This is a genomic window from Methylorubrum sp. B1-46 (genome assembly GCF_021117295.1).
GTDB lineage: Bacteria > Pseudomonadota > Alphaproteobacteria > Rhizobiales > Beijerinckiaceae > Methylobacterium.
On record NZ_CP088247.1, the window covers coordinates 3,019,036 to 3,044,642 of the forward strand.

Here is a 25,607-nt window from a genome sequence, read left to right on the forward strand (position 1 = left end):
GGGGAGCCGTGATCAGCCCGCCGCCTCTCCCTTGATCCCGTTCATCACCGCCGACCGGGTGGTCCAATCCTCACTCTCGACCCCTCCTCACAGCCGGGAGGGGAGCAGGAGGCCTTGATGTCCGAAACCTATGACGTCCTCATCATCGGCGCGGGGCCCGGCGGTTACGTCACCGCAATCCGCGCGGCGCAGCTCGGCTTCAAGACCGCCGTGGTCGACCGCGAGCATCTCGGCGGCATCTGCCTGAACTGGGGCTGCATCCCCACCAAGGCGCTGCTGCGCTCGGCCGAGATCTACCACTACATGCAGCACGCCTCCGATTACGGCCTCTCCGCCAAGGAGGTCAGCTTCGATACGGCGGCCATCGTCAAGCGCTCCCGCGGTGTCTCGAGCCGGCTCAACGGCGGCGTCGGCATGCTGCTCAAGAAGAACAAGGTCGATGTGATCTGGGGCGAGGCCTCGATCGATTCGGCGGCCAAAGGCAACGAACCCGGCAAGGTCATTGTCAAGGAGACCAAGCGGGCGGAAGCTCCGAAGGGCGCCAAGGGCGCGGGCACCTACTCGGCCAAGCACATCGTCGTTGCGACTGGCGCGCGTCCGCGCGTGCTGCCCGGCATCGAGCCCGATAAGAAGCAGATCTGGACCTATTACGAGGCCATGGTCCCCGAAAAAATGCCCAAGAGCCTGCTGGTGATGGGCTCGGGCGCCATCGGCATCGAGTTCGCCTCGTTCTACCGCACCATGGGCGCCGAGGTGACGGTGATCGAGTTGCTGCCGCAGATCCTGCCGGTCGAGGATGCCGAGATCGCCGCGCTCGCCCGCAAGCGCTTCGAGAAGCAGGGGATCAAGATCCTCACCGGCGCCAAGGTGACGAAGGTCGAGAAGGGCGCCGACTCGGTCACCGCCACCGTCGAGGACGACAAGGGCAAAACCCAGCAGCTTACCGCCGAGAAGCTGATCTCGGCTGTCGGCGTCGTCGGCAACATCGAGAATCTCGGGCTCGAGAAGCTCGGCGTGAAGATCGAACGCGGCGTCGTCGTCAATGACGGGCTCGGCCGCACCAACGTCCCTGGCATCTACGCCATCGGCGACGTCGCCGGCCCGCCGATGCTGGCCCACAAGGCCGAGCACGAGGGCGTCATCTGCGTCGAGACCATCAAGGGCCTTCACACCCACCCGATGGACAAGGCCAAGATCCCGGGCTGCACCTATTGCCACCCGCAGATCGCCAGCGTCGGCATCACCGAAGGGAAGGCCAAGGATCTCGGCCTCTCGATCAAGGTTGGCCGCTTCCCCTTCGCGGGCAACGGCAAGGCGATCGCGCTGGGTGAGCCGGACGGCCTGATCAAGACGATCTTCGATGCCAAGACCGGCCAGTTGCTCGGGGCCCACATGATCGGCGCCGAGGTGACGGAACTGATCCAGGGCTATGTCGTCGCGATGACCCTCGAGACGACCGAGGAAGAGCTGATGCACACGGTCTTCCCGCATCCAACGCTCTCCGAGATGATGCATGAGAGCGTGCTCGACGCTTATGGCCGGGTGATCCACACCTGACGGGATCGGCCAAGGCCGAGGATGGGAGTCGTGCGCATGAGCGGAGGCGATGCCGCAATCCTGCGCACATCCAACGCTTTGAACAGATACCTCGGTCGCGCCCGTCCTTGCGTCGGGCGATGCAAACTTACCGGTGGACGGTGGTATTAGCGCCCATCGAATGCGCTTTGGTTGAATCTTTGCAGAGGCCGTTCCCCGTATAGGGGCTGCCGAGCGCCTGCGGCGCGACAAGCGGCCGGTCCATGATCATACGTATCCTTCTGCTCGTCGTCGGCCTCGCTGGCATCTACGCGTCGCTGACGGTGATGCGTGTTCACCTTTACGTCACGCTGCTGTTGCTTTTCCTTTGCGCCGGACCGCTCAGCTACCTCGTCTTCCGTGAGGAGCCCGAGTAGATGCGCTTGATCGAACGAGACGCGGACGATCGGAGGCGTCGGCTGCGGCGGAGCCAGCCTCACGATGCCTTCAGCCGGCGGGCCGAGGCGATGCCGGGCAGTGCGATCAGGGCCAGCAATCCGGCAGCGACGAAGAGAAGGGCAGTGCCGAGAACGCTCCAGGCCAGTACGCCGGTGATACCTCCGGCCAGGAAGGCAGCCACCGTTACCCCGTAAAGCCGCATTTTCTCGCGGTCCGACCCCGACGCGTCGTCGCCCTGCGACAGCCGGCGCGCGAGGCCGATGCCGAGATCGGTCACCATGCCGGTCACGTGCGTCGTGCGCACACGGGCATCGGTGATCTGGGTGATCGTGGCATTCTGCAGACCGAGCAGGAAGCTCAGCCCCGTGACGAGGACCGCGCCGTGCCACCCCGCGGGAAGCCAGACGCCGACCAGGCCGAGGCCGACGAGCAACAGGGCCTCCGTCAGTACGCTGTAGGCGTAGACGCCGCGTAATCGATGATGGCGGCCCGCACTGATGAGAAGCGTCGCACTCATGGCCCCGGCCATGAAGGCGGCGATGAGAGCCAGCATCGGCAGGGCGAGCGTCAACTCCCCGAGGCCGAGATGGTCGGCGAGGCCCGACACGTTGCCGGTCATGTTCGATGAGAAGGTTCCGAAGGCGCAGAAGCCGGCGGCGTTCAAAGCGCCGGCAATCCCCGCGAAGGGCCAAGCGAGACGCCGGTCGATACCGGGGGTTCGGTTGAGGCCTTCTTGGACGAGCATCGTGGGATCGGCGGTCAGGCGGTCTGCGGCGCGATCATTCTAACGGCGTATTCCCTTACGCAACCTGTCCGAACGCTCGGCTGCATCGCGTCTGTTTTCTCGGCCCACGACCGTCGGGAGCATTCCAGCCCTCCCGATCGATGGCCGATATCTCGAAGCCCGGGTTTCGCCCTCCGCCAGGGGCTATTCCGGGCCACTCGAACGACATCCTTTCGCCACGCAACCGGCTCGATCCGGCAGCGATCCGTGCATCCAGACCGGTATGAGGGAAACTGCGTCACCGAGCCGGCGTTGGTCATCCGCGCCTACAAAGGTCGATACGCGAGAGGACATCGCGATGGCGACGATGCGAATGCTTCGGTTCGGTTTTCTGGTCACGGCCTTGCAACTCGGCGGCGTGCCCGCCCTGGCACAAACTTCGGTCGGCGGCCTGCCCTCCGGCTTCACCGCGCCCGGCCTCCCGTTCGGGCCGACCTCGACGGTTGCCACCGTCGCGGCTCCCACCGCGGCCATGGCGCTGGCCAATCCCGGCGGCTTGCGCTTCGGTGGTGCGTCCGGGATCTCCGGCCTCGGTACGTCCGCACCTGGACTCCCCGGCAATGCCGGCGGTTTGCGCTTTGGCGGCGCGAGCGTGTCCGGCACTCTCGGCGGCGGCGGGCTGAGTTCCGGCGGCGGCGGGATCGCAAATGTGGCGCGGCGGCAGCCGGACGACGTGACCGGCAGCATTGGATCGGGCGGCGGCGCCCCGGCTGGTACCGGTATTTCCGGCGGCGCGGGATTCTCGCCTAGGCCGACCGATGCGTATTTCGACCCGCTCAGCGGCTCCGGACTTCGCTGAAGGCATGGACCTCAGCAGCCGGATGGGATGTCCACAGCCTCGAAAGATCCCGGTAAGGTCTCGTTAACCGTTTCGGTATGTTCTATCTTCGTTCTCATGCCGAGTCGGAGGAAGATTATGCCCAAGCTTCAGACGAGCCACGGCCCGTCCCCCCACTTCGCTGCCTCGGAATGGGAGAGAGCAAGCTCGTGCCCGGTGGAGGACATCGCCCAGGCCTATCTTAGCAGCACCCAGGGCGATGCGGGGATCGCTCTGCGCTGTGCCATCACCGACGCCTTGTCCGATCTGATGGAGGCCGAGCGTCGGGCCCGTGAGAACAGCCGCCTTATCTCCCGCGGCTTCGTCCGCAGCGCGCCGGCCGATCGGTAAAATGCGTCGTGTGGGCCTCTTGGCTTCTTGGAGCATCGTCTCGAAAGGTGGCCGCAGGCTTTCGGAAAAAGACGTTGCAAAAACAATAATCTAGAGCACCGCTTGAAGTGCGGTGCGGGAGGGGCATGTTGCAGGCATCGAGCCCCGGAAACGTCCCCATGCGCTTGCCTCTCCTCGCGTTTCTCGCAAGCCTGGCCCTGATCGCAGCCCCTGCTGCGCGGGCCGATCTCCTCATCGCCGTCGATAAGGATACACAGCGCATGAGCGTCGTGGTCGACGGCACACCGCGCTACGATTGGCCCGTCTCGACGGGGATCGCGGGCCACGACACACCGAATGGCAGCTATCGGCCGTTCCGCATGGAGAAGAGCCACTTCTCGCGCGAGTGGGACAACGCGCCGATGCCGCACGCGGTGTTCTTCACGCAGGTCGGCCACGCGATCCACGGTACCACGCAGACTCGCCGCCTCGGCCGCGCTGCTTCGCATGGCTGTGTTCGTCTCTCGCAGCGCAACGCCGCGACGCTGTTCTCCCTAGTGAAGCAGCAGAAAATGGCCAACACGCGCGTCGTCATCGAGGGCAACCTGAGAGACGCTCCGGTGGCCGAGGTCCAGCGTCCGGTGCGGGCGCGCTCGGTCCGGCGCAACGACGAGGGCGTGGTAGCGGTGCGCTCACGGGGCCTGACCTGGGAGGACGAGGCCTACGGACCGCCCCCTCGCCGCCGCAACCGGGACGTGTTCGACGAGGGCTACGGCGTCGGGGTGGGCTACGGTGACCTTTACTGACGGCGCCGAGCCGGATCAGTTCAGTTGGACGCCGTCGCCCCGGTCACCCGCCACACGGCGTTCCCGACGTCGTCGGTCACCAGCAGCGCCCCGGCCTTGTCGATCGCCACGCCGACGGGGCGCCCTTGCGCCTTCTCCTCAGCATTGAGGAAGCCCGTCAGAGTATCGACCGGCGCGCCGGAAGGTTTGCCGTCTTGGAACGGCACGTAGATCACCTTGTAGCCGCTCTTCGGGCGGCGGTTCCATGAGCCGTGCTGGGCCACGAACAGGCCGCTCTTCCAGGCATCCGGCAGGTTCGATCCCATCGAGAAGGCGATGCCGAGCGACGCCGTATGCGTGCCGACGGCATAATCCGGCGCGATGGCCCGCTTCACCTTCTCCGGCTGCGGCGGCTGCACCCGCTCGTCCACGTGCTGGCCCCAGTAGCTCCAGGGCCAACCGTAGAAGGCGCCCTCCGTCACGCGGGTGATGTAATCGGGCACGAGATCGCTGCCGATCTCGTCGCGCTCGTTCACGGCCGTCCAGAGGTCGCCGCTCCTCGGCTCGAAGGCGAGGCCATTCGGGTTGCGCAGGCCGGTGGCGTATTCGCGCATCCCCTTGGTGGCGAGGGTGTATTCCCAGATCGCCGCGCGGCCCTTCTCGATGTCGAGTCCGTTCTCGCCGACATTGCTGTTCGAGCCGACAGTGATGAAGAGCTTCTTGCCGTCCGGGCTCGCGACGACGTTCTTAGTCCAGTGGTGGTTGATGCCGGCGGGCAGGTCGACGACCTTTTCCGGCCTCGCCGCGATCTCCGTCTGACCCTCGGAATAGGGGACGCGCACCAGGGCGTCGGCATTCGCCACGTAGAGGTCGGAGCCGACCAGCGCCATCCCGAACGGCGAGGTGAGGCCCTTGAGGAAGATGTGGCGCTCCTCGGCCACGCCGTCGCCGTCCCGGTCGCGAAGGAGCACGATGCGGTCGGCGCTGACGCCGCCGGCCCCGGCCATGCTCTTCACTTTGTCGGCAACCCAGTCGGTGACGCTGGTGGAATGGTCGCCGGATTTCGGTGCCTGGCTCTCGGCGACGAGAACGTCGCCGTTGGGCAGCACGTAGGGCCAGCGCGGATGATCGAGACCGGTGGCGAAGGCGGCGACGCTCAGGCCCTGCGCCGCCTTCGGCTTGGCGCCGTCCTGCCGGCGTGCCACGCGGGCGATGTTGACGGTGGGCATCAGCGTCGGGTTCGGCGCCGGCAAGGATGGGCTCACCCCGCTGCTTGCCGCCACGTCGAGCGCGGCGGATTCCGGATAGACGACGAAGCGCAGGAACGCTGCCCCTCCGAGCAGCATGACGGCGAGCGCGGAGAGGCCGATCTTAGCGGAGCTTCGCATCGAAACCTCGGCGAAAACGGATCAGACCGGCGTCGCGGCGGCCTGCAGGGCGGTCTCCTCGGCGCCGGGATGGCGGCGGGTCGAGTAGTAGAGCCCGATGGCGTTCCAGAACGCGTCGCGCTGCTCGTGGGTGAAGCGTTGCAGCGACACCTCCAGCGCCGCGCGACCGGCCGCGGCGGCCTCCTCGCGCATCCGCTCATCGAAGGCGCCCGGCGATTCCACATTCGCTTCCACCATGGTTCGGCCCTTCGCTGACGATGCTCCAAAGCAATCAACGTTGGAGTTCGCCGCACCGTTCAATCGGCTCGGAGGGATGGTGGAGAGCAGGCGTGTGCCAAAGGACACACCCCCCTGGAATCACGGTCCAGGCTTAACAGTTTCTTTGCTCCTGTGGGCAGAATGGTCCAGCTTTACCGTCGACCGTCGTCAGCCTTCAGGAGCCTGCATGCAAGCCGACCGGACCTTCCGTCTCCTCTGCCTCTTCGGGCTAGCGCTGACCGGTTCGGGTCTTGGGGGCTGCGGTGTGCTTCCGCATCAAGCCGAGTTGACGACGGGATCGATCGCAACAAATGCCAAGGTCGTGCAGGCGCCGACCGCCGCCGACAAGGAATGCCTCGCCCGCGCGATGTATTTCGAGTCGGTCCGCAGCGACGAGGACGGGCTTTTCGCCGTCGGCACTGTGGTGATGAACCGTCTCGACGCCCCGGCCTATCCCGGCCGGATCTGCGAGGTGGTGGGCCAGAAGCGGCAATTCGCCAACGGCGTGCTGACCAAGCCCGTGCGCGATCAGGACCGGCCGCGCCTGGAAAAGGTCGCCGACGCGCTGCTCTCCGGCAAGCGCCACGAAACCGTCGGGCCGGCGCTCCACTTCCATACGGCGGGCTATAAGTTCCCCTACAACAACATGCACTATGTCGCCGCGGCCGGCGGCAACGTCTTCTATGAGAAGAGCGACCGCGAGGGTTACCTCCCGGCGGTCCAGCCCCGCGCCGTGGTGCAGACCGCCAGCGGCCGCCTGATGCCGCTTCAGGTCGCTGCCGTGAAGTCGGGCATGATCGGCCAGCCGCTCACCGGCCGTGTCCAGCCGACGCTGACCGCCGATTACACCGCGCCCGCCGCACCGGAGCTGCGCGTCCCCGGCCCGGCCCGCTACGCCTCGGCTCCCGGACGCGACAGGAACTGACGATTGTCACACGGCAGGGTTACGGCCAGGGCAGGTTGTCGCCCCCGCCCTATGCGCCGGTAGCGTGAGGCCTTAAGTCAAGGACGCGGCCGGGCTGCCCGGTCCGGCTCCCGTGAGGCTCACCCCGCATCGCCATGGCCGTCGTCCTCGACCTCCTGAACAACGACACCCGGCCCAAGGGGGACGCGCCCGCACGGCCGCGCCATCCCGAGAAGGCACACCGGCCCGACACCGCCATCCAGCGGAAACCCGACTGGATCCGGGTGAAGGCGCCGGGCTCGAAACTCTGGGCCGAGACCAAAGACATCGTCCGCGCCAACAACCTCGTCACCGTCTGCGAGGAGGCGGGCTGCCCCAACATCGGTGAGTGCTGGGAGAAGCGGCACGCCACCTTCATGATCATGGGTGACACCTGCACCCGCGCCTGCTCGTTCTGCAACGTGCGCACCGGTCTGCCGGAAGGGCTCGACGCGGCCGAGCCGGAGAAGGTCGCCGATGCGGTGGCCAAGCTCGGGCTGCACCACGTCGTCGTCACCTCGGTGGACCGCGACGACCTGAAGGACGGCGGCGCCGAGCATTTCTCCCGCACCATCGCCGCGATCCGCCGGGCCAGCCCCGGAACCACCGTCGAAATCCTGACGCCCGATTTCCTGCGCAAGCCCGGCGCCCTCGAAGTCGTGGTCGCAGCCAAGCCCGACGTGTTCAACCACAACCTCGAGACCGTGCCCGGCAAGTACGTCACCGTGCGGCCCGGCGCCCGATACTTTCACTCGGTGCGCCTGTTGCAGCGGGTGAAGGAACTCGACCCGACGATCTTCACCAAATCCGGCATCATGGTGGGGTTGGGAGAGGAACGGAACGAAGTCGTGCAGCTCATGGACGATCTGCGCTCGGCAGAGGTCGACTTCCTCACCATCGGGCAATATCTGCAACCGACCCGCAAGCACCATGAGGTTGTGCGCTTCGTGCCGCCGGACGAGTTCAAAGCCTACGAGACCACGGCCTATGCCAAGGGCTTCCTGCTGGTCTCGGCGACGCCGCTCACGCGGTCGTCGCATCACGCCGGCGAGGATTTCGCCCGGCTGAAGGCGGCGCGTCTGGCCAAGCTCGGCCCCGCACCCGTCGCCGTCAGCGCCTGAGCCCGAATGCCCTCTTTCCGCATCACGAGGAACGTGCGCCACTCGGCGACGCAGATGTACGATCTCGTCGCCGATATCGAGCGCTATCCCGAGTTTCTGCCGCTGTGCGAGTCGCTGCGGGTGCTACGCGATGCCGAGGGGCCGAACGGCACCAAGGTGCGGGTGGCGGAGATGGGCGTCGGCTACAAGGCGATCCGCGAGCGTTTCACAACCCGCGTCAGCCTCGACCGCGACAATCGCAAGATCGTCGCGGAATACATCGACGGCCCGTTCAAGCACCTCGAGAATCGCTGGACGTTCCGCGATGCGGAGGGCGGCGGCTGCGAAGTCGATTTCTTCATCACCTACGAGTTCAAAAGCCGGACGCTCGGGCTCCTCATGGGCACGATGTTCGACCGAGCCTTCCGCAAGTTCACCGACGCGTTCGAGGGCCGTGCCGCCGCGATCTACGGCGCGCCCGCCTGATTCGACCGTTCGGCAAAGACGCTCACGCGGACCACAGGCAGGATGTCTGCCCCTGAAATCGGCATTCCTCTCGAACTGCCGGATCTCACCCGGTGTCGGAGACGACTTCTCCAGTGAGCGTTGGTGGCGTGAAGCGCCGTAATGTCCGGCAGGCCATAAGGGCAGCGGAGCATCAACATGACGGCCATCCGCCGTGAACGAAAGCAGCAACGATCCGGCAGCTGAAGTCATTTTCCGAAAGTCGACGGCCACCTTTCGGGTCTACGTCTCTCGCGTGATCTCCGTGAAAGGCTGATCACGGATGACCTTATCGACGAGGATGTGAGACGAATCCCTGTGCGCGGGATTGATGAGTACGTTCCAGCGGTTCGGGCCCGTCACAGAGGGAACACACAAGAGAGGCGCCCTGCAGGAGAGTAGCCAGTCGTCGCCATAGGGCTGGCAGATTGCGTAGCCCGCCGCCTTGTCGCTCCACCCACCGGGCAGATCATCGAGCGTGATGATCTCCATTTTCAGGCCCCGCGGAACGCCGATTTTAAGCATGACGTAGTCGTCAGGCAGAAGCCAAGCGTCTCCGACGTATCGCAGCAATTCCAGGAGCGAAGTGCTGGGATCGGCGGCGCAGTAGACGACAGGCTTAGGGCGCGTATGCCAGCGCCCCGAGACCCGTTGCCCTCCGCTTCCGGTCAGATCCTCGCGGCGTGCGATCCGCCATATGAAATCGACGGGTTCATTAGGCGACCACACTATGGTTGATCCGCAACAGGGCCTCTTCAACCAGAGTGGCACCAGTTTCGCGGACGAGCAAGTCCATTGGCCTCGCGCCGAGAACCTCATTCGGCAGATGAAGCCACGTCATGGCCTTGCTACTATTCCTGAAGACTTTTTCAGCTAAATTGGCAATCCTCAGCACCCGAACAGCACGATCTGTCATGTCGGGGCTTAGTTTCGCGCCAGCCTCGGACAGCTTAATAATGTTGCCGCGCGGACCAAGCACTTTTTCAATTATATCTTTATCGAGGCCGATTTTCTCCATTTCGGTTACCGTGCTGGCCGGCATCGAGTAATCCGAGGGAGACAGGCGGACTTCCTGTTCAACCGTTGCGGCGATTTCGCCGAACACGCTTGGGTGAGGTGCATACATGGCAGCATCCAGTTCCGAGCGGCCCGATCCACCTTTCCAGCCAAGCTTAGCATTGCCTCGTCGAAGGTGGTCTGGGATTCGTATCTCTCAAGAGGTTAATAATCTGTTAATCGTTGGTAAGTGCGCCAACGCATGATCCTCCTCATAGGCCATGTCAATCACACCGCTCCGCCGGGAGGCCAGAAAGTCGAATTTCACCTGTGAATTCCAAAGTTTGCCGGGTATCGCCCGCGGAAGCGGACAAGACGCGGAGCGATGGTCGAAGAGCATCCGGCGATCGGCCTGGGCGTCCGCAGATCAAAATCGTTAACGGTCACCACCGTGTCGGTTTGAACTCGTGTCCCCTGCCAACGCTTGGACCGATCCGGTTCATCGGCGTTGCTTCAGATACACTCAACGCAGCACACGAAACATCGCTGGCTCTTGGAGGCCGCTCCCTCGAAATCCAGCATCGAATCGATTCGTATCGAATTCGGCCCATGCGGGATTCTAGGAAAATTTTTTGCATATCAAAAAAATCAGACGCAATGGCGATGGAAACACTCTCGATATCTACAACATGACCCTTTCTCTGCTCGGAGCGTTTGGCAGTCGTGAACTCGAGCCGATACGCTACCTGAGAAACCGCCCCGCCCGTGCCTCCAGCAAGCTCACCAGCGCCGGCTCCATGAAGGCGTAGTCGTCGCGCACGTCGAGGCAGACGATCCGGAGGTGACGCAGGTCCGGTCCGAACCGGCGCATCAGCTTGCGCCGGTGCGAGCGCTCCATCACAACGACAATCTCCGCCCAGGCCAGATGATCAGCCTCGATGGGTTCGTCCGCATCGTCGGAGACGCCCGCCGAGGCCGTTTCAACGCCCACCCATCGCGAGAAGATCTGCTCCGCGGTCGGGCTGCGGGCGCGGGCCCGGCCGCAGACGAACAGGATCCTCACGCGCTCTCCGCCAGCACCGATTGCCGCTCGAACAGGGCGCGATAGGCGCCGTTCGGACGCCGCATCAGCGCGGCATGCGGCCCGTCCTCGACGATGCGGCCGCGCTCGAACACGAGGATGCGGTCGAGCGCGCGTACGGTCGAGAGGCGGTGGGCGATGACGATGGCGGTGCGCCCGCGCATCAGCCGCTCCATCGCCTCCTGCACCAGCGCTTCCGATTCCGAGTCGAGACTGGACGTCGCCTCGTCGAGGATCAGGATCGGTGCGTCGGCCAGGAACGCGCGGGCAAGTGCCACCCGCTGCCGCTCACCGCCGGACAGCTTGACGCCGCGCTCACCCACCGGCGTGGCGTAGCCTTTGGGAAGCCGCGCGATGAAGTCGTGCGCATTGGCAAGCCGCGCCGCCCGCTCGATGGCCTCCGCCGAGGCACCGGGCCGGGCGTAGGCGATGTTCTCGGCGAGCGAGCGGTGGAACAGCACCGGATCCTGCGGCACGATGGCGACCTGCGCCCGCAGACTCGCCTGCGTTGCATCCGCCACGTCCTGCCCGTCAATGAGCACGCGCCCGCCGCTCACGTCGTAGAGCCGCTGGATCAGCTTGACGAAGGTCGTCTTGCCCGACCCCGAGCGTCCGACGAGGCCGACGCGCTGCCCAGCCGGAATCGTCACAGATAGCCCATCGTAGAGCGGCGTGCCGTGCGTGCCGTAGTGGAAGCGCACCGCCTCGAAGCGGATCGCGCCGCCCTCGACCGCGAGCGGCACCGCCCCCGGCCGGTCGGCGACGCCGACGGGCTCGGCTTCGAGGGCTACCAACTCCTCCATCTCATTGACCGAGCGTTGCAGGTGGTTGATGTGGCCGCCGATGTCGCGGAGATAGCCGTGCACCACGAAGTAAGTGGTGAGCACGTAGGCGACCTCGCCCGGACTCGCCTGCCCCTGCCACCACAGCCAGAGCGCCGTGGCGACGATGGCGGTGCGAAAGGCGAGCAGCAGCCCGAGCTGAATGGTGCCGCTCCACGTCACGATCATCCAGGTGCGCCGGGTGCGACGCCGCCATTTCGACAGGATTAGGGCGAGCCGATCGTCCTCCCGCCCCTCGGCGCCGAAGGCCTTCACCACGGCGTTGTTGCCGATCGTGTCGCTGAGCGCCCCGCCAAGCCGCGTGTCGAGGGCGTTCGACAGCGTCGCCGCGGGCGCGATGACGCGTGTCGCCAGGAATACGGCGGTGCCGACATAGGCGAGCGCACCGATCCCGATCACCGCGCCCATGGCCGGCCAATGTAGGCCGAGCACGATCGTCGTGCCCACCAGCACTACGACGGAGGGCAGGATCGACAGGAGGAGCACGTCGTTGAGCCCGTCGAGCGCCCACATGCCGCGTGAGATCTTGCGCACCGTAGAGCCCGAGAAGGTGTTGGCATGCCACTCGGTCGAGAAGCGTTGGACGCGGGCGAAACTCCGGCTCGCGATGTCGGACATGGTGCCGAGCGTCAGCGGCACCACGAGGCTCCAGGCGATGTGGCGCAACAGCACCGTCCCGAGGCTCAAAACGGTCATCGCCGCGAAGGCCGGCAGTGCCGCCTGGAGCGCCGCGTGCCGCTCGGCCCCGGCAAGCGCATCGACGAGGCGGCCGGCATAGAGCGGAAGCATCACGTCGGCCAGCGTGGCGAGAGTGATCGCGGCGACGAGGGCGCCGACGAGGCCGAGGCGCTCGCGCCAGCCGCGGACGACGTAGGCGAGAACGCGGCGGACGGCATCCGCGCGTCGGGGGGAAGACAGGGACATGGCAGCGCCCGACGGCGAAGCGTCGGCTCCGAAAGGCGCGGACGGCGCGAGCTTGAGCGCGCGGTCCGGCAGGATCAGATCGGGAGGGACTTGTGCGCCGCTCCGACCGTGGAGCCGGGCAGCGGAGGAATGCGCCTAGGCGATTCCGGCAGGAGCGATCACGCTTCCTGCACGACAGGAGACGATGCCAACAAACATACTGCGCCTCCCTGTTCCACTAAGACCAGTGCACCGATTAATCGACGCCGACCTGATTCGCAATCTCTGCGTTCAGCCGCTCAATGCACCCGCTCCTGATGAGTGCGGGACCGGCGACGCTTAGGATGCCTCTCCCACGGAATCCTGCAAGATGTCGCCAATTGCAGGCTTCATTGATCGAAAGTCATCTTCAGAGACGCCGAGTCCAAGAGCCCGACCCATTCTCGCTGCGTCACGGCAACTCGCAATGCGAAGCCTTTCGAAGAACGTTGCCCTCTCGGCCTCTTACTCGATCCGATCAATGGAAGAGGGGCGCGCAGATCAAGCCAGTCTCTCGCGCGGCATCGACATCCCTTTTTCTGAGAGCCATATTCTCCATCACTTCCAATGTCATTAACAACATGAATTTCATAAAATATCTGCTTAGATTGACTATGGCAATGAAATTGTCTGCCGTAAATTGCTCAAAATTGTGATAATTTTGATCAAGGGCGTCGGCAATGGACGTCCAGGCTGGTTTACGGCAGCCTATAATACTGCTTTGTCTCGATGAATTATTCCAGGGATCCGCGATCGCAGTTGCCTTGGCAGCCGTTGCAACTGGGGGAGTGACGCTGGGCGAGAGAAGGTCAACGCCCGGTGGTCGCGTGGCTAACCGGCCTGTCCGGCGCGGGCAAATCAACCATTGCCGATGTGGTCGACCGGGCGCTGACCGAGGCCGGCCGCCGCACCATGGTGCTCGACGGCGACAACCTTCGTCAGGGCCTCAACCGCGACCTCGGTTTCAGGGCAGAGGATCGGGTCGAAAACATTCGCCGCGCCGCCGAGGCGGCCCGTCTCATCGCGGATGCCGGCCTCGTGGTGATCCTGTCGCTGATCTCGCCCTCCCGCGCCGAACGTGCGGCGGCACGGGCGATCGCCGGTGACATCCCGTTCGTCGAAGTGTTCATCGACACGCCGCTCGTGGTCTGCGAGGCCCGCGCCCCCATGGGGCTCTCCGAGCGTACGCGGGCCGGGACGATCCCGAACTTCACCGGGATCTCGGCCCCGTACGAGGAGCCGGTGGCGCCGGATCTCGCCCTCGGGACTCAGAGTCAGACCGTGACAGAGCGCGCAGCCGCTCATCGATGCGCTGATTCGCCTGAGCGCGGGGGCGCGGAACCGGGCAGCGTAAAGCATCGTCCCGTGATGGCGATGGGCGAGCGAGAACGCCGGACCCGACATCCGAAAGGGATAGATCGCCGAAAGCATCCCTTTCGCCGCACTGGTCGCCGGAAACAGCCGGGCTAATTGAAACGCTTCCAGACAGGACGCGGACCCGGGAGCCGTCTCCACATGACGTTTCGTCTGACGCTGACCGTCAACGGTGAGCCCCGCGCGATCGAACTCGACGATCCGCGCGTCACCCTTCTCGATCTCTTGCGCGAACGGCTCGACCTGACCGGCTCGAAGAAGGGCTGCGACCGGGGGCAGTGCGGCGCCTGCACCGTCCTCGTGAACGGCCGCCGGGTGAATTCCTGTCTCGCTCTCGCGGTGAGCCTCGATGGTGCCGACATTCTGACCATCGAAGGCCTGGCGCAGGGCGACGCGCTTCACCCGGTCCAATCCGCCTTCATCGACCATGACGGCTTCCAGTGCGGCTTCTGCACGCCGGGGCAAATCATGAGCGCCGTCGGGCTGATCCGCGAAGGCCATGCGGGCGACGACCCCGAGCGGGTGCGCGAAGCCATGAGCGGCAATCTCTGCCGGTGCGGCGCGTATATCGGCATCACCGAAGCCGTCCTCGACGCGCAGGCGCGCATGGCCGGGTCCGCGCCGGGAGGTGCCGCGTGAACCGCTTCGACTATGTTCGGGCGGCCAGCGTTGCCGACGCCGTCGCGGCGGCCAGCGAGCCAGGCGCGGCCTATCTCGCCGCCGGCACCAACCTGCTCGACCTGATGAAGGGCAACATCGCGCGTCCCGCCCGGCTCGTGGACGTCACGTATCTGCCGGGCCTCGACAAGATCGAGCACCTGCCCGATGGGGGAGTGCGCATCGGTGCCCTCGTGCGCAACAGCGATCTCGCCTACGACGCGGACTTCGCGAGGTCGCACCCGGCGGTGGCCGAAGCGCTGCTGTCCGGCGCCTCGGCGCAATTGCGCAATGCCGCTACCGTTGCCGGCAACCTGCTTCAGCGAACCCGCTGCCCTTACTTTTACGACCCGGCCAGCGCCTGCAACAAGCGCGATCCCGGCGCCGGCTGCGACGCGCGCGGCGGCGAGACGCGGCTTCACGCGGTGCTTGGCTGGAGCGAGCACTGCATCGCCACGCACCCATCCGATTTCTGCGTGCCCCTGGTCTCACTCGACGCAACCGTCGAGATCGAGGGCAGGGCGGGCGCCCGCGAAGTGCCGCTCGACGCACTCTACCGCCTGCCGGAGGATCGGCCGGACCGGGAGACGGTGCTTGCGCCGGGCGACCTCATCGTGGCGCTACGCCTGCCGGCCCAGGCCGCGGGCTTTGCCGGACATTCCCGCTACCTCAAGGTCCGCGACCGCACCTCCTACGCCTTCGCCGTGGTCTCGGCAGCGACCTCGCTCCGGCTCGAGAAGGGACGGATCGGCGAGGCGCGGATTGCGCTCGGCGGTGTCGCCCTCAAGCCCTGGCGTGTCCGCGCGGCCGAAGCCGTGCTGGCCGGCGCGGAGCCGAGCGAGGAGCGTTTCCGCGAGGCGGCCGACGCCGCCCTGGCCGAGGCCCGGCCTTCCGGCGACAACGCCTTCAAGATCGAGCTGGCCCGGCGCCTGATCGTGCGGACCCTGACCTTTGCCGCCGCCGGCACTCCGGAGCGCATGCCGGCGCTCCCGGCCTCCGCCTTCTCGGGAGATGCGCTCCATGCCTGACATCGCCTACGAGCAGGCCCGGCACGGGTCGAGTATCGGCCAGCCGCTCACCCGCCGGGACGGTCTTCTGAAGGTGACGGGACAGGCGACCTACGCCGCCGACAACCGGCCCGAGGGTTTGCTTCACGCGGTGGTGGCGGTGAGCCGCATCGCCCGCGGCCGGGTTGCCAGCCTCGACGTCGCGGCGGCCAAGGCCCATCCGGGCGTGGTCGAAGTGATGACGGGCGCCAACGCCCCGCGTCTCGCCCAGGACCCGGACGCGAAGGACAACCCCTTCATGTTCCGGCTCGATCTGCTGCAGAACGACCGGGTCCGCTACGCCCATCAGCCGATCGCGGTGGTGATCGCGCAGACGCTGGAGGCCGCGACCGAGGGCGCCGAGCTGCTGGCTCCGTGCTACGAAGTCGACCCACCGCGGATCGGGCTCGATGCGGACGAGCCGATTGAGCCCGAAGGGGTCGGTGCCGGCGACAAGGCGATCGTCACCCGCGGCGATGTCGAGGCCGGGCTGGGACAGGCCGAGCACCGGGTCGAGGCGACCTACGAGACGCCGGCGCAGTATCACAACGCGCTCGAACCCCACGCCATCGTGGCGCAGTGGGACGGTGATCGACTCATCGTTGATACCCCGAGCCAGGGGTTGGCGATGGCCAAGATGCGGCTCGCCGGCCTGTTCGGCCTGGATCCGAAGAACGTCCTCGTTCGCTCGCCCTTCCTCGGGGGCGGCTTCGGCTCGAAGGGCTTCCTGTCCGGGCCGCAGGTGCTCGGTGTGATGGCGGCCAAGCTCGTCGACCGGCCGGTGAAGCTCGTACTGCGCCGCGAGCAGATGTTCGGCCCCGTCGGCCACCGCGCGGAAACCCGCCAGACGCTCCGGCTCGGCGCCGACGCGTCCGGCGCGCTCACCGCCCTCGACCACCACACGCTGACCGCGACGAGCCGCTTCGACGAGTTCTACGAGCCGGCCAGCGCCATCTCCCGCTACCTCTACGCCGCGCCTGCAGTCGCCACGCGCCATTCCGGCGTGCGGGTCGATACCGGTACGCCGCTCTTCATGCGTGCGCCGGGCGAGGCCTCTGGCAGCGTTGCCCTCGAGGGCGCCATCGACGAGATGGCGGAGGCCTGCGGTCTCGATCCGCTGGAATTCCGGCTCAGGAATTACGCCGAGTTCGAACCGATCTCGGGCCGCCCGTTCTCGTCCAAGGCCCTACACGAATGCTACGCGCAGGGCGCCGCCCGTTTCGGCTGGAACAAGCGGGCGAAGCAGCCGCGCGCGATGCGCGATTCCGCCGGCCGTCTCGTCGGCTACGGCATGGGCACGGCGCTGTTCCCGGCCCTGATGATGCAGGCCGAGGCGCGGGCGGAGGTCCGCTCCGACGGCAGCGGTACGATGGCGCTCGGTGCCCAGGATATGGGGCAGGGCGCCTGGACCGCGCTGGCGCAGATCGCCGCCGACGGGCTCGGCATCAACCTCGACCGGCTCGATTTCCAGAGTGGCAGCTCGGACCTGCCGAATGCCGGCATCGCCGGCGGCTCGGCGCACACGGCCACGGCCGGCTCTGCGATCCATTCCGCCGCCGCCGCGGTCCTGGCGCAACTGGCCGACCTCGCCACGAACGACGAGCGCTCGCCGCTCTTCGGCGCCGGCAATGCCGGCGTCTTTGCCCGCGGCGGTCGGCTGGTGCGGCGGGACGACGAGGGGCGCAGTGAAACCTTCTCCGAGATCCTGAAGCGGGCGGGCCGCGCCTCCGTCTCGGCGCAAGGGCAGGCCGCCGCCGACCCGGCCGCGCGCGAGGCCTACGCCATGCACGCTCATGGCGCGGTCTTCGCGGAGGTCACCGTCGATCCCGATCTCGGCCAGATCCGCGTCACCCGCCTCGTCGGCGCGTTCGCCGCCGGCCGCATCGTCAACCCGCGGCTCGTCACGAGCCAGTATTACGGCGGCATGATCTGGGGCGTGTCCTTCGCACTGCACGAGAACGCCGTCGTCGATCCCCGCTCGGGCCGCGTCATGAACGCCAATCTCGGCGAGTACCACGTGCCCGTGAATGCCGACGTGCCGTCGATCGAGGCGATCCTCGTGGAGGAGCACGACCCGCACGTGAACCCGCTCGGCATCAAGGGCGTCGGCGAGATCGGCATCACCGGCACGGCCGGCGCCATCGCCAACGCGGTGTATCACGCGACCGGCGTGCGGGTGCGTAAGACGCCGATCACGTTGGACCGGCTGCTGAGGTAGGCGCGAGGCTCGATCCTGCCTTCGTCCTTGCGAGGCGGAGCCGAAGCTAATCCAGCGCCAGCTCTATCCGGAGGTGTCATGCCGCTGGCTTGCTTCGTCAGCCGGCTCGCCATGACGGAGCGGATTGATCGCGCACTCGAGCAGCGCCAACGCCTGCGCCACCGACAGCCGCCGGATCTCCCTCCGACCTGGATCGCCGAAGCGACGCTCGACATGCCGGGTCGAGCCGTCCTTCGTCGCCAGACCGAAATGAACGAGGCCGACCGGCTTGGCCTCGCTGCCACCGCCCGGTCCGGCAATGCCGGTGACGGAGACCGCCACGTCGGCTCGTGATGCCTTGAGCGCCCCTTCCGCCATGGCGCGAGCCACCGGCTCGCTCACCGCACCGTGCGCCGTGATGAGGTCCGTCGGCACGCCGATGGATTCCGCCTTGGCCTCGTTGGAATAGGTGACGAAGCCCCGCTCCATCACCGCCGATGATCCCGGCACTGCGGTGAGCAGCCCGGCCACGAGACCGCCGGTGCAGGACTCGGCCGTCGCGATTTTTCGTCCCGCCGCCGCGTAGGCCCGCACCAGCGCCTCGGCGCGGGCGAGCAGGGCGGCGTCCTCGATCACGAGCGGCGCTCGTTGGTCTCCGCCTCGGTCTCGAGCTCAGCGCAGAGCTCCGGCAGCCGCACCGTGGCGGCGGCCTGGGCGGCGAGGCCTTCGGCCCGGCCAACGAAGCCGAGCTTCTCCGCGGTCGTCGCTTTGATCGACACCGAGGAGAGCGGCACACCGGCGATCTCGGCGATGCGCTGGCGGATCTTCTCGCGGTGCGCGCCGATGCGCGGGGCTTCCGCCAGCACCGTGATGTCGAGATGGTCGATCTTGCCGCCGCGGGCGCGGACCAGCTCGCAGGCATGGGCCAGGAACTGATCGGAGGCCGCCCCGCGCCACTTCTCGTCGGAGGGCGGGAAATGGGTGCCGATATCACCATCGGCGATGGCGCCGAGCAGTGCATCGGTGAGCGCGTGCAGCGCCACGTCGCCGTCGGAATGGGCGAGCACGCCCCGGTCGGCGGGGATCTTCACGCCGCCGAGCCAGACATGGTCGCCCTCCGTGAAGGCGTGAACGTCGAAGCCGGTGCCGAGGCGGGTCACATACGTGGTCATGGGACCATGAGATATCGCGGTCGCGGGTTCAGAGAAAGCCCGGCCGGAGAAGGCCCGTTCGGCCTCGATCAGATCCGCCGCCTGTGTGATCTTGCGATTCCGGGCATCGCCCTCGAACACCACGACCGGCAGCCCGGCCCATTCGGCGAGCGCCCCGTCATCCGTGAAGCCGTCGCGGCCCTCGGCCACCGCCCGGCGGTGGGCGTTCAGCAGCAGGTCGAAGCGGAAGCTTTGCGGGGTCTGAACCGCGCGAAGATTCTCGCGGGCCGGAGTCTCGCGGACGGCGCCGATACCGGGCGCGATCTCCTCCACAAGCTTGATCGTGTCGGACACCGCGATGCCCGGCACCGACGCGCCGTGCTCTGCGCCCGCCGCAATCGCGCGGGCGATCAGGGCTTCGTCCACGAAGGGCCGTGCCGCATCGTGGACGAGCACGAGGTCCGGCATACCGGAGCGGGCGAGCCCTTCGAGCCCGGCCGCCACGGATTGCTGGCGCGTCGCCCCGCCCGACACCGGTTCGGCGAGTTTTTCGCGCATCGCCGGCTCCAGGTCGGTGAGGCATTCGCGGTAGAACTCTGCCGCATCCGGCGCGATCACCGGCTGGATGCGGGCGATACGGGACGATTGCGCGAGCGCCGCCAGCGTCCGCGTCAGCACCGCCCGGCCGCCGACGCGACGATATTGCTTGGGGAGGTCGCCACCGACGCGCAGGCCCTTGCCGGCGGCCACCACCACCGCCGCCACACTCTCCTCCCCAAAGTTACCCCCGTGCGACCGCGCGGCTTCATCGGACATGCTGGAGCCTCGAACGAAAATCATCTGGGGATGGATCGGGATTGCCGCGTGCTTATGCGTCAAGAAGCGCGAAGGCAAACGCTGGAAGCGCTTGCGTCCGCCCGCCATTTGGCTATTTCTTGTGCACAATGACACGTGACCATTATTTGAGCGCACTGCGCGGGGGTGATGATCGGGGGGTGACAAACCCGCCGGTCCTGCTGGCGCCGCTATCCGGTGTCACGGATCTTCATATGCGCCGCCTGACGCAGCGGCTGGGCGCCAGTGCGGTGGTGTCGGAGATGGTCGCGGCGGCCGAACTCGCGAAGGGCGATGCCGAATCGCAGGTTCGGGCGGAAGGGGCCGGGGTCGATCCCCACGTGGTGCAGCTCGCCGGCTGCGCGCCCGAACCGATGGCCGAGGCCGCTCGCATCGCGGTGGCGAACGGGGCGGATGCCATCGACATCAATATGGGCTGCCCGGCCAAGACCGTGACCGGGGGGGAATCCGGCTCGGCGCTGATGCGCGACCTCGACCACGCCGCCCGTTTGCTCGCGGCGGTGCGCGGGGCGGTCGATGTGCCGGTCACGGTGAAGATGCGGCTCGGCTGGGATCACCCGAACCTCAATGCCGCCGAGCTGGCGCGCCGCGCCGAGGCCATCGGGCTCGACGGCGTGACCGTCCATGGCCGCACCCGCCAGCAATTCTACAAGGGCCGGGCCGATTGGACGGCGATCCGGCCCGTGGTCGAAGCGGTGCGCATCCCCGTCATCGCCAACGGCGACGTCACGAGCCTGGACGAGGCCCGTGCTTGCCTCGCGCAATCCGGCGCAGCGGGTGTGATGGTCGGGCGTGCGGCGGTCGGCCGCCCCTGGCTCGTCGGCGCGATCGCCGCCGGGCTCTCGGGTCGTGCGGTCGTGTCGCTGACTGCCGAGCAGCGCGCGGCGGTCGCGACCGAGCATTACGAGGGTCTGATCGCGCTCTACGGCGCGGCCATGGGCGTGCGCCACGCCCGCAAGCACCTCGCCGCCTATGCCGACGCGGCCGGCGGCCTCAATCCGGACGACCGTCGCCGGCTGGTGACCACCCACGATCCCGCCGAGGCCCTGCGCCTTCTGCGGCGCGCTTTCCTCGAACCGGCCGGGACGGCGAAGACGCCCCTCGGCGAGGCGGCCTGATGCCCTTTTCCGACGAGCTCGTCCCCGAATCCCTGCCGCCGGCCGAGGCGGTGCTGAACTCGCTGCCGCTGCCGGTGCTCACCATCGGGCCGGACGAGCGGATCCTCAGGGTCAACCACGCCGCCGAACTGTTCTTCGACGCCTCCGCCCGGCTGATGCTGCGCGGACGGTTGCGCGACATCATTCCGTTCTCCTCGCCGATCATCGCCCTCGTCGCCGAGGTGCGCCGCCGCAGCTCCTCCGTCTCGGAATACCGGGTCGAGCTGGTCCAGCCGCGCTCGGGGACGGAGCGCAGCGTCGATGTCTTCGCGACACCGCTGCGCGACGAGGACGACTCGGTGGTGCTGATGCTGCAAGAGCGCACCATCGCCGACAAGATGAACCGGCAGCTAACTCATCGGGGTGCCGCCCGCTCGATGATCGCGCTCGGCGCCATGCTCGCCCACGAGATCAAGAACCCGCTCGCCGGCATCCGCGGCGCGGCGCAACTGCTCGAACAGGAGCGCGACGACGAGGATCGTCTCCTCACCCGCCTGATCTGCGACGAGTCGGACCGGATCGTGCGCATCGTCGAGCGGATGGAGCTGTTCGGCGACGAGCGGCCGGTGGAGCGCGGACCCGTCAACGTCCACGGCGTCCTCGATCAGGTGAAGCGCTCGGCGCAGTCGGGCTTCGCCCGCCACATCCGCTTCATCGAGAACTACGACCCCTCGTTGCCGCCCGTCCTCGGCAACCGCGACCAGTTAATCCAGGTGATCCTCAACCTCGTGAAGAACGCGGCCGAGGCGATCGGCACCGATACGGTCGAGGGCGAGATCACCCTCTCCACCGCCTTCCGCACCGGCCTGCGCCTTCAGATCCCCGGCTCGCGTGAACGCGTCAGCCTGCCGATCGAGGTGGCGGTGCGAGACAACGGGCCGGGCATCCCGACCGACCTGCTGTCGGACCTGTTCGATCCCTTCGTCACCACCAAGGTGCAGGGTTCCGGCCTCGGACTTGCATTGGTGGCCAAGATCGTCGGGGACCATGGGGGCATCGTCGAATGCGATCCTGTTCCCCGCCGCACCGCCTTCCGGATCCTGCTGCCTATGTCGAGCGCCCGCGACGGGCGTGAATCGTCTGCGGAGCGCTGAGTCGAGAGCCATGCCCAACGGCCACATCATCGTCGCGGACGACGACGCCGCGATCCGCACCGTTCTGAACCAGGCTCTCTCACGAGCCGGCTACGAGGTGCGCACGACCTCCAATTGCTCGACGCTCTGGCGCTGGGTCGCCCAGGGCGAGGGCGACCTCGTCATCACCGATGTGATGATGCCCGACGAGAACGTCTTCGACCTGCTGCCGCGCATCAAGCGGGTGCGGCCGGAACTGCCGATCATCGTCATGAGTGCGCAGAACACCTTCATGACCGCGATTCGCGCCTCGGAGCGGGGCGCCTACGAATACCTCCCCAAGCCCTTCGACCTGAAGGAGCTGACGGCGATCGTCGGACGCGCGCTGTCGCGTCCCCGCGGAACGCCCGCCCCCGGTGCCGGCCCGGAGAACGAGGACATCCCGCTCGTCGGCCGCTCGCCGGCGATGCAGGAGATCTACCGGGCGCTCGCCCGACTGATGCCGACCGACCTGACCGTGATGATCACCGGCGAGTCCGGCACCGGCAAGGAGTTGGTCGCCCGCGCGCTCCACGATTACGGCCGGCGCCGCACCGGGCCGTTCGTGCCCGTCAACATGGCGGCGATCCCGCGCGACCTGATCGAATCCGAGCTGTTCGGCCACGAGAAGGGGGCGTTCACCGGCGCGCTCTCCCGCTCGGCCGGCCGGTTCGAGCAGGCAGAGGGCGGGACGCTGTTCCTCGACGAAATCGGCGACATGCCGATGGAGGCGCAGACCCGGCTTCTGCGCGTGCTTCAGCAGGGCGAGTACACCACCGTCGGCGGGCGCGTGCCGATCAAGACCAATGTCCGCATCATCGCCGCGACCAACAAGGATCTGCGCGTCTCGATCCAGCAGGGCATCTTTCGCGAGGACCTGTTCTTCCGCTTGAACGTCGTCCCGTTGCGCCTGCCGGCCCTGCGCGAGCGCTCCGAGGACGTGCCCGACCTGATCCGCCACTTCTTCGTGCTGGTCGAGCGCGAGGGCCTGACTCGAAAAACCCTCGACGGCGATGCCATGGAGCGGCTCAAGCGCTACCGCTGGCCCGGCAACGTGCGCGAGCTCGAGAATCTCGTCCGGCGGCTGGCCGCGCTCTACCCGCAGGAGACGATCACCGGGCCGGTAATCGAGGCGGAACTCGACACCCTGCCGCTCGCCCAACCCGCCGCCGTGAACGGCAGCGGCGCGGCGCGCAAGAACGGGGCCTCCGACAGCGAGACCCTGTCGGGCGCGGTCGAGCGGCACCTCGCCGACTATTTTTCGGGGTATCGCGACACGCTTCCCCCGCCCGGACTCTATCACCGCATTCTGCGGGAGATCGAAGGCCCGCTGATCGGCGCGGCGCTCGCCGCCACCCGCGGCAACCAGATCCGCGCGGCGGAGCTGCTGGGCGTCAACCGCAACACCCTCCGCAAGAAGGTGCGGGATCTCGACCTGCAGGTGTTTCGCACCTCGCGGTGAAGAGCGTTCCGACAGGATCGGACCATCGCCGGCATTCCGGGACCGCGCAACGGAACCCGGAAGCCACGCGTGATGCGCGGTCGAAACGTCATGTCTGGCCAGTCGTGGATACCGGGTTGGCTTGTCAGCCCCCGGAATGACGAATTGAAACGTCGGCCGCCGCATTCCCCCTCTGTTCTCCACGGCCGCGCTTCGCTAAAGGCGCGCCATGCTGCGCCTTCGCGAGTACCAGCGCGCCGCCCTCGACGCGCTCGACACCCATTGGGACCAGGGCGGCGGCCCTGGCCTCGTCGTGCTGCCGACCGGCGCCGGCAAGGCGCTCGTCATCGCTGCCCTGATCCGCGAATGGCTGCTGCGGGCGCCGCGGGCAAGGATCTGCGTCCTCACCCATGTCCGCGAACTCGTAGTGCAGAACCATGGCGAGCTGCTGGCCTACTGGCCGGAGGCACCTGCCGGCATCTTTTCCGCCGGCGTTGGGCGACGCGAAGCCCACGCGCAGGTCGTGTTCTGCTCGATCCAGTCGGTGCGCGACAGGGCCGAACTGTTCGGTGCCATCGACCTCATCGTCATCGATGAGGCCCATCTCGTTCCTCGCGCGAGCGAGACCGGCTACGGCCGCTTCCTCGCCGCGGCGCGGGCCGGCAACCCCGATCTTAAGGTCGCCGGCTTCACCGCCACGCCCTACCGCCTCGATTCCGGCCGGCTCGATGAGGGCGAGGGGAGGGTGTTCGAGCGGATCGTCTACGAGTCGCTCGTCGGCGACCTGATCCACCAGGGCTTCCTCGCGCCCCTCGTCTGCAAGGCGACCGCGCTCGCCCTCGACGTGTCGGGGGTGCCCAAGCGCGGCGGCGATTACATCCCCTCGGCGCTGGAGGCGGCGGTCAACCGCGAATGGATCACCCGTGCGGCGGTCGAGGAGATGGTCGGCTACGGCAGGGAGCGGCGGGCCTGGCTCGCCTTCTGCGCCGGGCTCGCTCACGCGGCCTCGGTGCGCGACGCGATCCGCGCGGAGGGCATCTCCTGCGAGACCGTGACCGGCGAGATGGGCAAGCGCGAGCGCGACCGCATCGTGCGCGACTTCCGCGCCGGAAAGATCCGCTGCCTCGTCTCGGTCGGCGTGCTCTCGACCGGCTTCAACGTACCGGAGGTCGATCTCATCGCGCTGCTTCGCCCGACGCAATCGGCCGGGCTCTACGTGCAGCAGGTCGGGCGGGCGCTTCGCCGGGCGCCGGGCAAGGCGGACGCGATCGTACTCGACTATGCCGGGCTGGTGCGGATGCATGGCCCCGTCGATGCGGTGAGCGCGCGCAGCGTGGCGCTCGGCCCCGCCGCACCGGGCAGCGTGCGGGCAAAGCCCTGCCCGGGCTGCGGCGCGCTGATCGCGCTCAACGCCAGCACCTGCGAAGCCTGCTGGGTCGAGCCCGAACCGGAAGACGCGGAGGCACCTCACGCGGCAACCGCCGAGGACGCCCTGCCGATCCTGTCCGAATCGATCGCGCCTTGGCGCGAGGTGACCGGCTGGCGCCTCGATCGCGGCCCCGGCGGCTCCGGCCCCGACCGTCTGGAAGTGGCCTTTCGCTGGCGCGGGGGCGGCTGCCGGGTCGAGGTGTGCCTCGAACATTCGGGCCATGCCCGCGAGAAGGCGGTGCTGTGGTGGCGCGCTTTCGGCGGCGCCGAGCCGGTGCCGATGTCGGTCGCCGCCGCCCTCGAGCGAGCCGACGAACTGGAGCGGCCGGACAGCGTGAAGATCGATGCCGCCGGCCGCCTCTCGGAGAGCGTGACGGTGCGTTTCTCCGACGGGCGCCGCTTCCGCGACCTGCGGCGCTGGGGTGCGCTCGCCGCCTGATCGACG

General features: G+C 67.5%; 25 protein-coding genes. 16 read left to right on the top strand and 9 right to left on the bottom strand.

The annotated features are described in order from the left end of the window. Window positions 1-117 precede the first annotated feature (117 nt). The gene (gene lpdA, locus LPC10_RS13935; protein WP_231342483.1) at window positions 118-1,557 is read left to right on the top strand and encodes a dihydrolipoyl dehydrogenase; all 1,440 of its coding nucleotides are present in this window, start codon (window positions 118-120) and stop codon (window positions 1,555-1,557) included. Between the two features lie 242 nt (window positions 1,558-1,799). Next, window positions 1,800-1,952, top strand: a complete 153-nt coding sequence (locus LPC10_RS13940; RefSeq protein WP_231342487.1) for a hypothetical protein — start codon at window positions 1,800-1,802, stop codon at window positions 1,950-1,952. A gap of 59 nt (window positions 1,953-2,011) precedes the next feature. On the opposite strand, the gene LPC10_RS13945 is transcribed toward LPC10_RS13940, so the two are convergent. Beyond that, window positions 2,012-2,719, bottom strand: coding sequence for a YoaK family protein (locus LPC10_RS13945; RefSeq protein ID WP_231342488.1), 708 nt, complete (start codon window positions 2,717-2,719; stop codon window positions 2,012-2,014). 337 nt (window positions 2,720-3,056) lie between these two features. Here LPC10_RS13945 and LPC10_RS13950 point away from each other — a divergent pair, with 337 nt between their 5' ends. The 3 genes from LPC10_RS13950 to LPC10_RS13960 all read left to right on the top strand — a co-directional run bounded on the left by LPC10_RS13950 (window position 3,057) and on the right by LPC10_RS13960 (window position 4,711). Then, the gene (locus LPC10_RS13950; protein ID WP_231342489.1) at window positions 3,057-3,557 is read left to right on the top strand and encodes a 1,3-beta-glucanase; all 501 of its coding nucleotides are present in this window, start codon (window positions 3,057-3,059) and stop codon (window positions 3,555-3,557) included. Window positions 3,558-3,674: 117 nt separating this feature from the next. Then, window positions 3,675-3,926 (top strand): hypothetical protein, encoded by a 252-nt coding sequence (locus tag LPC10_RS13955; RefSeq protein WP_231342491.1) that lies wholly within the window; start codon window positions 3,675-3,677, stop codon window positions 3,924-3,926. 158 nt (window positions 3,927-4,084) lie between these two features. Then, a complete protein-coding gene (locus LPC10_RS13960; protein ID WP_231342492.1) occupies window positions 4,085-4,711 on the top strand; it encodes a L,D-transpeptidase in 627 nt (208 codons plus the stop codon). Window positions 4,712-4,731: 20 nt separating this feature from the next. Here LPC10_RS13960 and LPC10_RS13965 read toward each other — a convergent pair whose 3' ends face one another. Together LPC10_RS13965 and LPC10_RS13970 are read right to left on the bottom strand one after the other, a co-directional pair. Then, window positions 4,732-6,078: a sorbosone dehydrogenase family protein gene (locus LPC10_RS13965; RefSeq protein ID WP_231342493.1), complete on the bottom strand. Its 1,347-nt coding sequence runs from the start codon at window positions 6,076-6,078 to the stop codon at window positions 4,732-4,734. A gap of 21 nt (window positions 6,079-6,099) precedes the next feature. After that, window positions 6,100-6,315, bottom strand: coding sequence for a hypothetical protein (locus LPC10_RS13970; protein ID WP_231342494.1), 216 nt, complete (start codon window positions 6,313-6,315; stop codon window positions 6,100-6,102). Between the two features lie 208 nt (window positions 6,316-6,523). Here LPC10_RS13970 and LPC10_RS13975 point away from each other — a divergent pair, with 208 nt between their 5' ends. From LPC10_RS13975 to LPC10_RS13985, 3 genes are all read left to right on the top strand, one after another. Next, window positions 6,524-7,261, top strand: a complete 738-nt coding sequence (locus LPC10_RS13975; protein WP_231342495.1) for a cell wall hydrolase — start codon at window positions 6,524-6,526, stop codon at window positions 7,259-7,261. Window positions 7,262-7,395: 134 nt separating this feature from the next. Continuing rightward, on the top strand, window positions 7,396-8,400 hold the full coding sequence (gene lipA, locus LPC10_RS13980; RefSeq protein WP_231342496.1) for a lipoyl synthase: 1,005 nt from the start codon (window positions 7,396-7,398) through the stop codon (window positions 8,398-8,400). A gap of 6 nt (window positions 8,401-8,406) precedes the next feature. Further along, window positions 8,407-8,865 (top strand): type II toxin-antitoxin system RatA family toxin, encoded by a 459-nt coding sequence (locus LPC10_RS13985; RefSeq protein ID WP_231342498.1) that lies wholly within the window; start codon window positions 8,407-8,409, stop codon window positions 8,863-8,865. Between the two features lie 261 nt (window positions 8,866-9,126). On the opposite strand, the gene LPC10_RS25690 is transcribed toward LPC10_RS13985, so the two are convergent. The 4 genes from LPC10_RS25690 to LPC10_RS14000 form a co-directional block, all read right to left on the bottom strand. After that, a complete protein-coding gene (locus LPC10_RS25690; protein ID WP_370644490.1) occupies window positions 9,127-9,702 on the bottom strand; it encodes an RES family NAD+ phosphorylase in 576 nt (191 codons plus the stop codon). Then, complete coding sequence (locus LPC10_RS13990; RefSeq protein ID WP_231342502.1) at window positions 9,599-10,009, bottom strand: antitoxin Xre/MbcA/ParS toxin-binding domain-containing protein; 411 nt, start codon at window positions 10,007-10,009, stop codon at window positions 9,599-9,601. Before LPC10_RS13990 ends, LPC10_RS25690 begins: the two co-directional genes overlap by 104 nt. A gap of 612 nt (window positions 10,010-10,621) precedes the next feature. Continuing rightward, complete coding sequence (locus LPC10_RS13995; RefSeq protein WP_231342505.1) at window positions 10,622-10,942, bottom strand: low molecular weight protein tyrosine phosphatase family protein; 321 nt, start codon at window positions 10,940-10,942, stop codon at window positions 10,622-10,624. Then, window positions 10,939-12,726: an ABC transporter ATP-binding protein gene (locus LPC10_RS14000; protein WP_231342507.1), complete on the bottom strand. Its 1,788-nt coding sequence runs from the start codon at window positions 12,724-12,726 to the stop codon at window positions 10,939-10,941. The genes LPC10_RS13995 and LPC10_RS14000 overlap by 4 nt, the downstream gene beginning before the upstream one ends. Window positions 12,727-13,563: 837 nt before the next feature. Between LPC10_RS14000 and cysC the strand changes: the two genes are divergently transcribed. From cysC to LPC10_RS14020, 4 genes are read left to right on the top strand one after another with little or no spacing between them, the layout of a single operon-like run. After that, window positions 13,564-14,214: an adenylyl-sulfate kinase gene (gene cysC, locus LPC10_RS14005; RefSeq protein ID WP_370644491.1), complete on the top strand. Its 651-nt coding sequence runs from the start codon at window positions 13,564-13,566 to the stop codon at window positions 14,212-14,214. Window positions 14,215-14,259: 45 nt separating this feature from the next. After that, entirely contained in the window at window positions 14,260-14,757 is a 498-nt protein-coding gene (locus LPC10_RS14010) for a (2Fe-2S)-binding protein (RefSeq protein WP_231342511.1), read from the top strand. After that, window positions 14,754-15,803, top strand: a complete 1,050-nt coding sequence (locus tag LPC10_RS14015; RefSeq protein ID WP_231342516.1) for a xanthine dehydrogenase family protein subunit M — start codon at window positions 14,754-14,756, stop codon at window positions 15,801-15,803. The genes LPC10_RS14010 and LPC10_RS14015 overlap by 4 nt, the downstream gene beginning before the upstream one ends. Next, entirely contained in the window at window positions 15,796-18,039 is a 2,244-nt protein-coding gene (locus LPC10_RS14020; RefSeq protein WP_231342518.1) for a xanthine dehydrogenase family protein molybdopterin-binding subunit, read from the top strand. The genes LPC10_RS14015 and LPC10_RS14020 overlap by 8 nt, the downstream gene beginning before the upstream one ends. A gap of 63 nt (window positions 18,040-18,102) precedes the next feature. Here LPC10_RS14020 and LPC10_RS14025 read toward each other — a convergent pair whose 3' ends face one another. Both LPC10_RS14025 and LPC10_RS14030 read right to left on the bottom strand, forming a co-directional pair. Then, window positions 18,103-18,654, bottom strand: coding sequence for a CinA family protein (locus LPC10_RS14025; RefSeq protein WP_231342520.1), 552 nt, complete (start codon window positions 18,652-18,654; stop codon window positions 18,103-18,105). Then, window positions 18,651-19,985, bottom strand: coding sequence for a bifunctional 2-C-methyl-D-erythritol 4-phosphate cytidylyltransferase/2-C-methyl-D-erythritol 2,4-cyclodiphosphate synthase (locus tag LPC10_RS14030; RefSeq protein WP_231342522.1), 1,335 nt, complete (start codon window positions 19,983-19,985; stop codon window positions 18,651-18,653). Before LPC10_RS14030 ends, LPC10_RS14025 begins: the two co-directional genes overlap by 4 nt. A 128-nt stretch (window positions 19,986-20,113) precedes the next feature. On the opposite strand from LPC10_RS14030, the gene dusB reads away from it, so the two are divergent. From dusB to LPC10_RS14050, 4 genes are all read left to right on the top strand, one after another. Continuing rightward, window positions 20,114-21,142 carry a tRNA dihydrouridine synthase DusB gene (dusB, locus tag LPC10_RS14035; protein ID WP_231342529.1) on the top strand — a complete coding sequence of 343 codons (1,029 nt, stop codon included), beginning with the start codon at window positions 20,114-20,116 and terminating at the stop codon, window positions 21,140-21,142. After that, a complete protein-coding gene (locus tag LPC10_RS14040; protein WP_231342531.1) occupies window positions 21,142-22,275 on the top strand; it encodes a nitrogen regulation protein NR(II) in 1,134 nt (377 codons plus the stop codon). The genes dusB and LPC10_RS14040 overlap by 1 nt, the downstream gene beginning before the upstream one ends. Window positions 22,276-22,285: 10 nt before the next feature. Beyond that, window positions 22,286-23,755, top strand: a complete 1,470-nt coding sequence (ntrC, locus tag LPC10_RS14045; protein ID WP_231342533.1) for a nitrogen regulation protein NR(I) — start codon at window positions 22,286-22,288, stop codon at window positions 23,753-23,755. Window positions 23,756-23,963: 208 nt separating this feature from the next. Continuing rightward, window positions 23,964-25,601, top strand: coding sequence for a DEAD/DEAH box helicase (locus LPC10_RS14050; RefSeq protein ID WP_231342535.1), 1,638 nt, complete (start codon window positions 23,964-23,966; stop codon window positions 25,599-25,601). Window positions 25,602-25,607 lie beyond the last annotated feature (6 nt).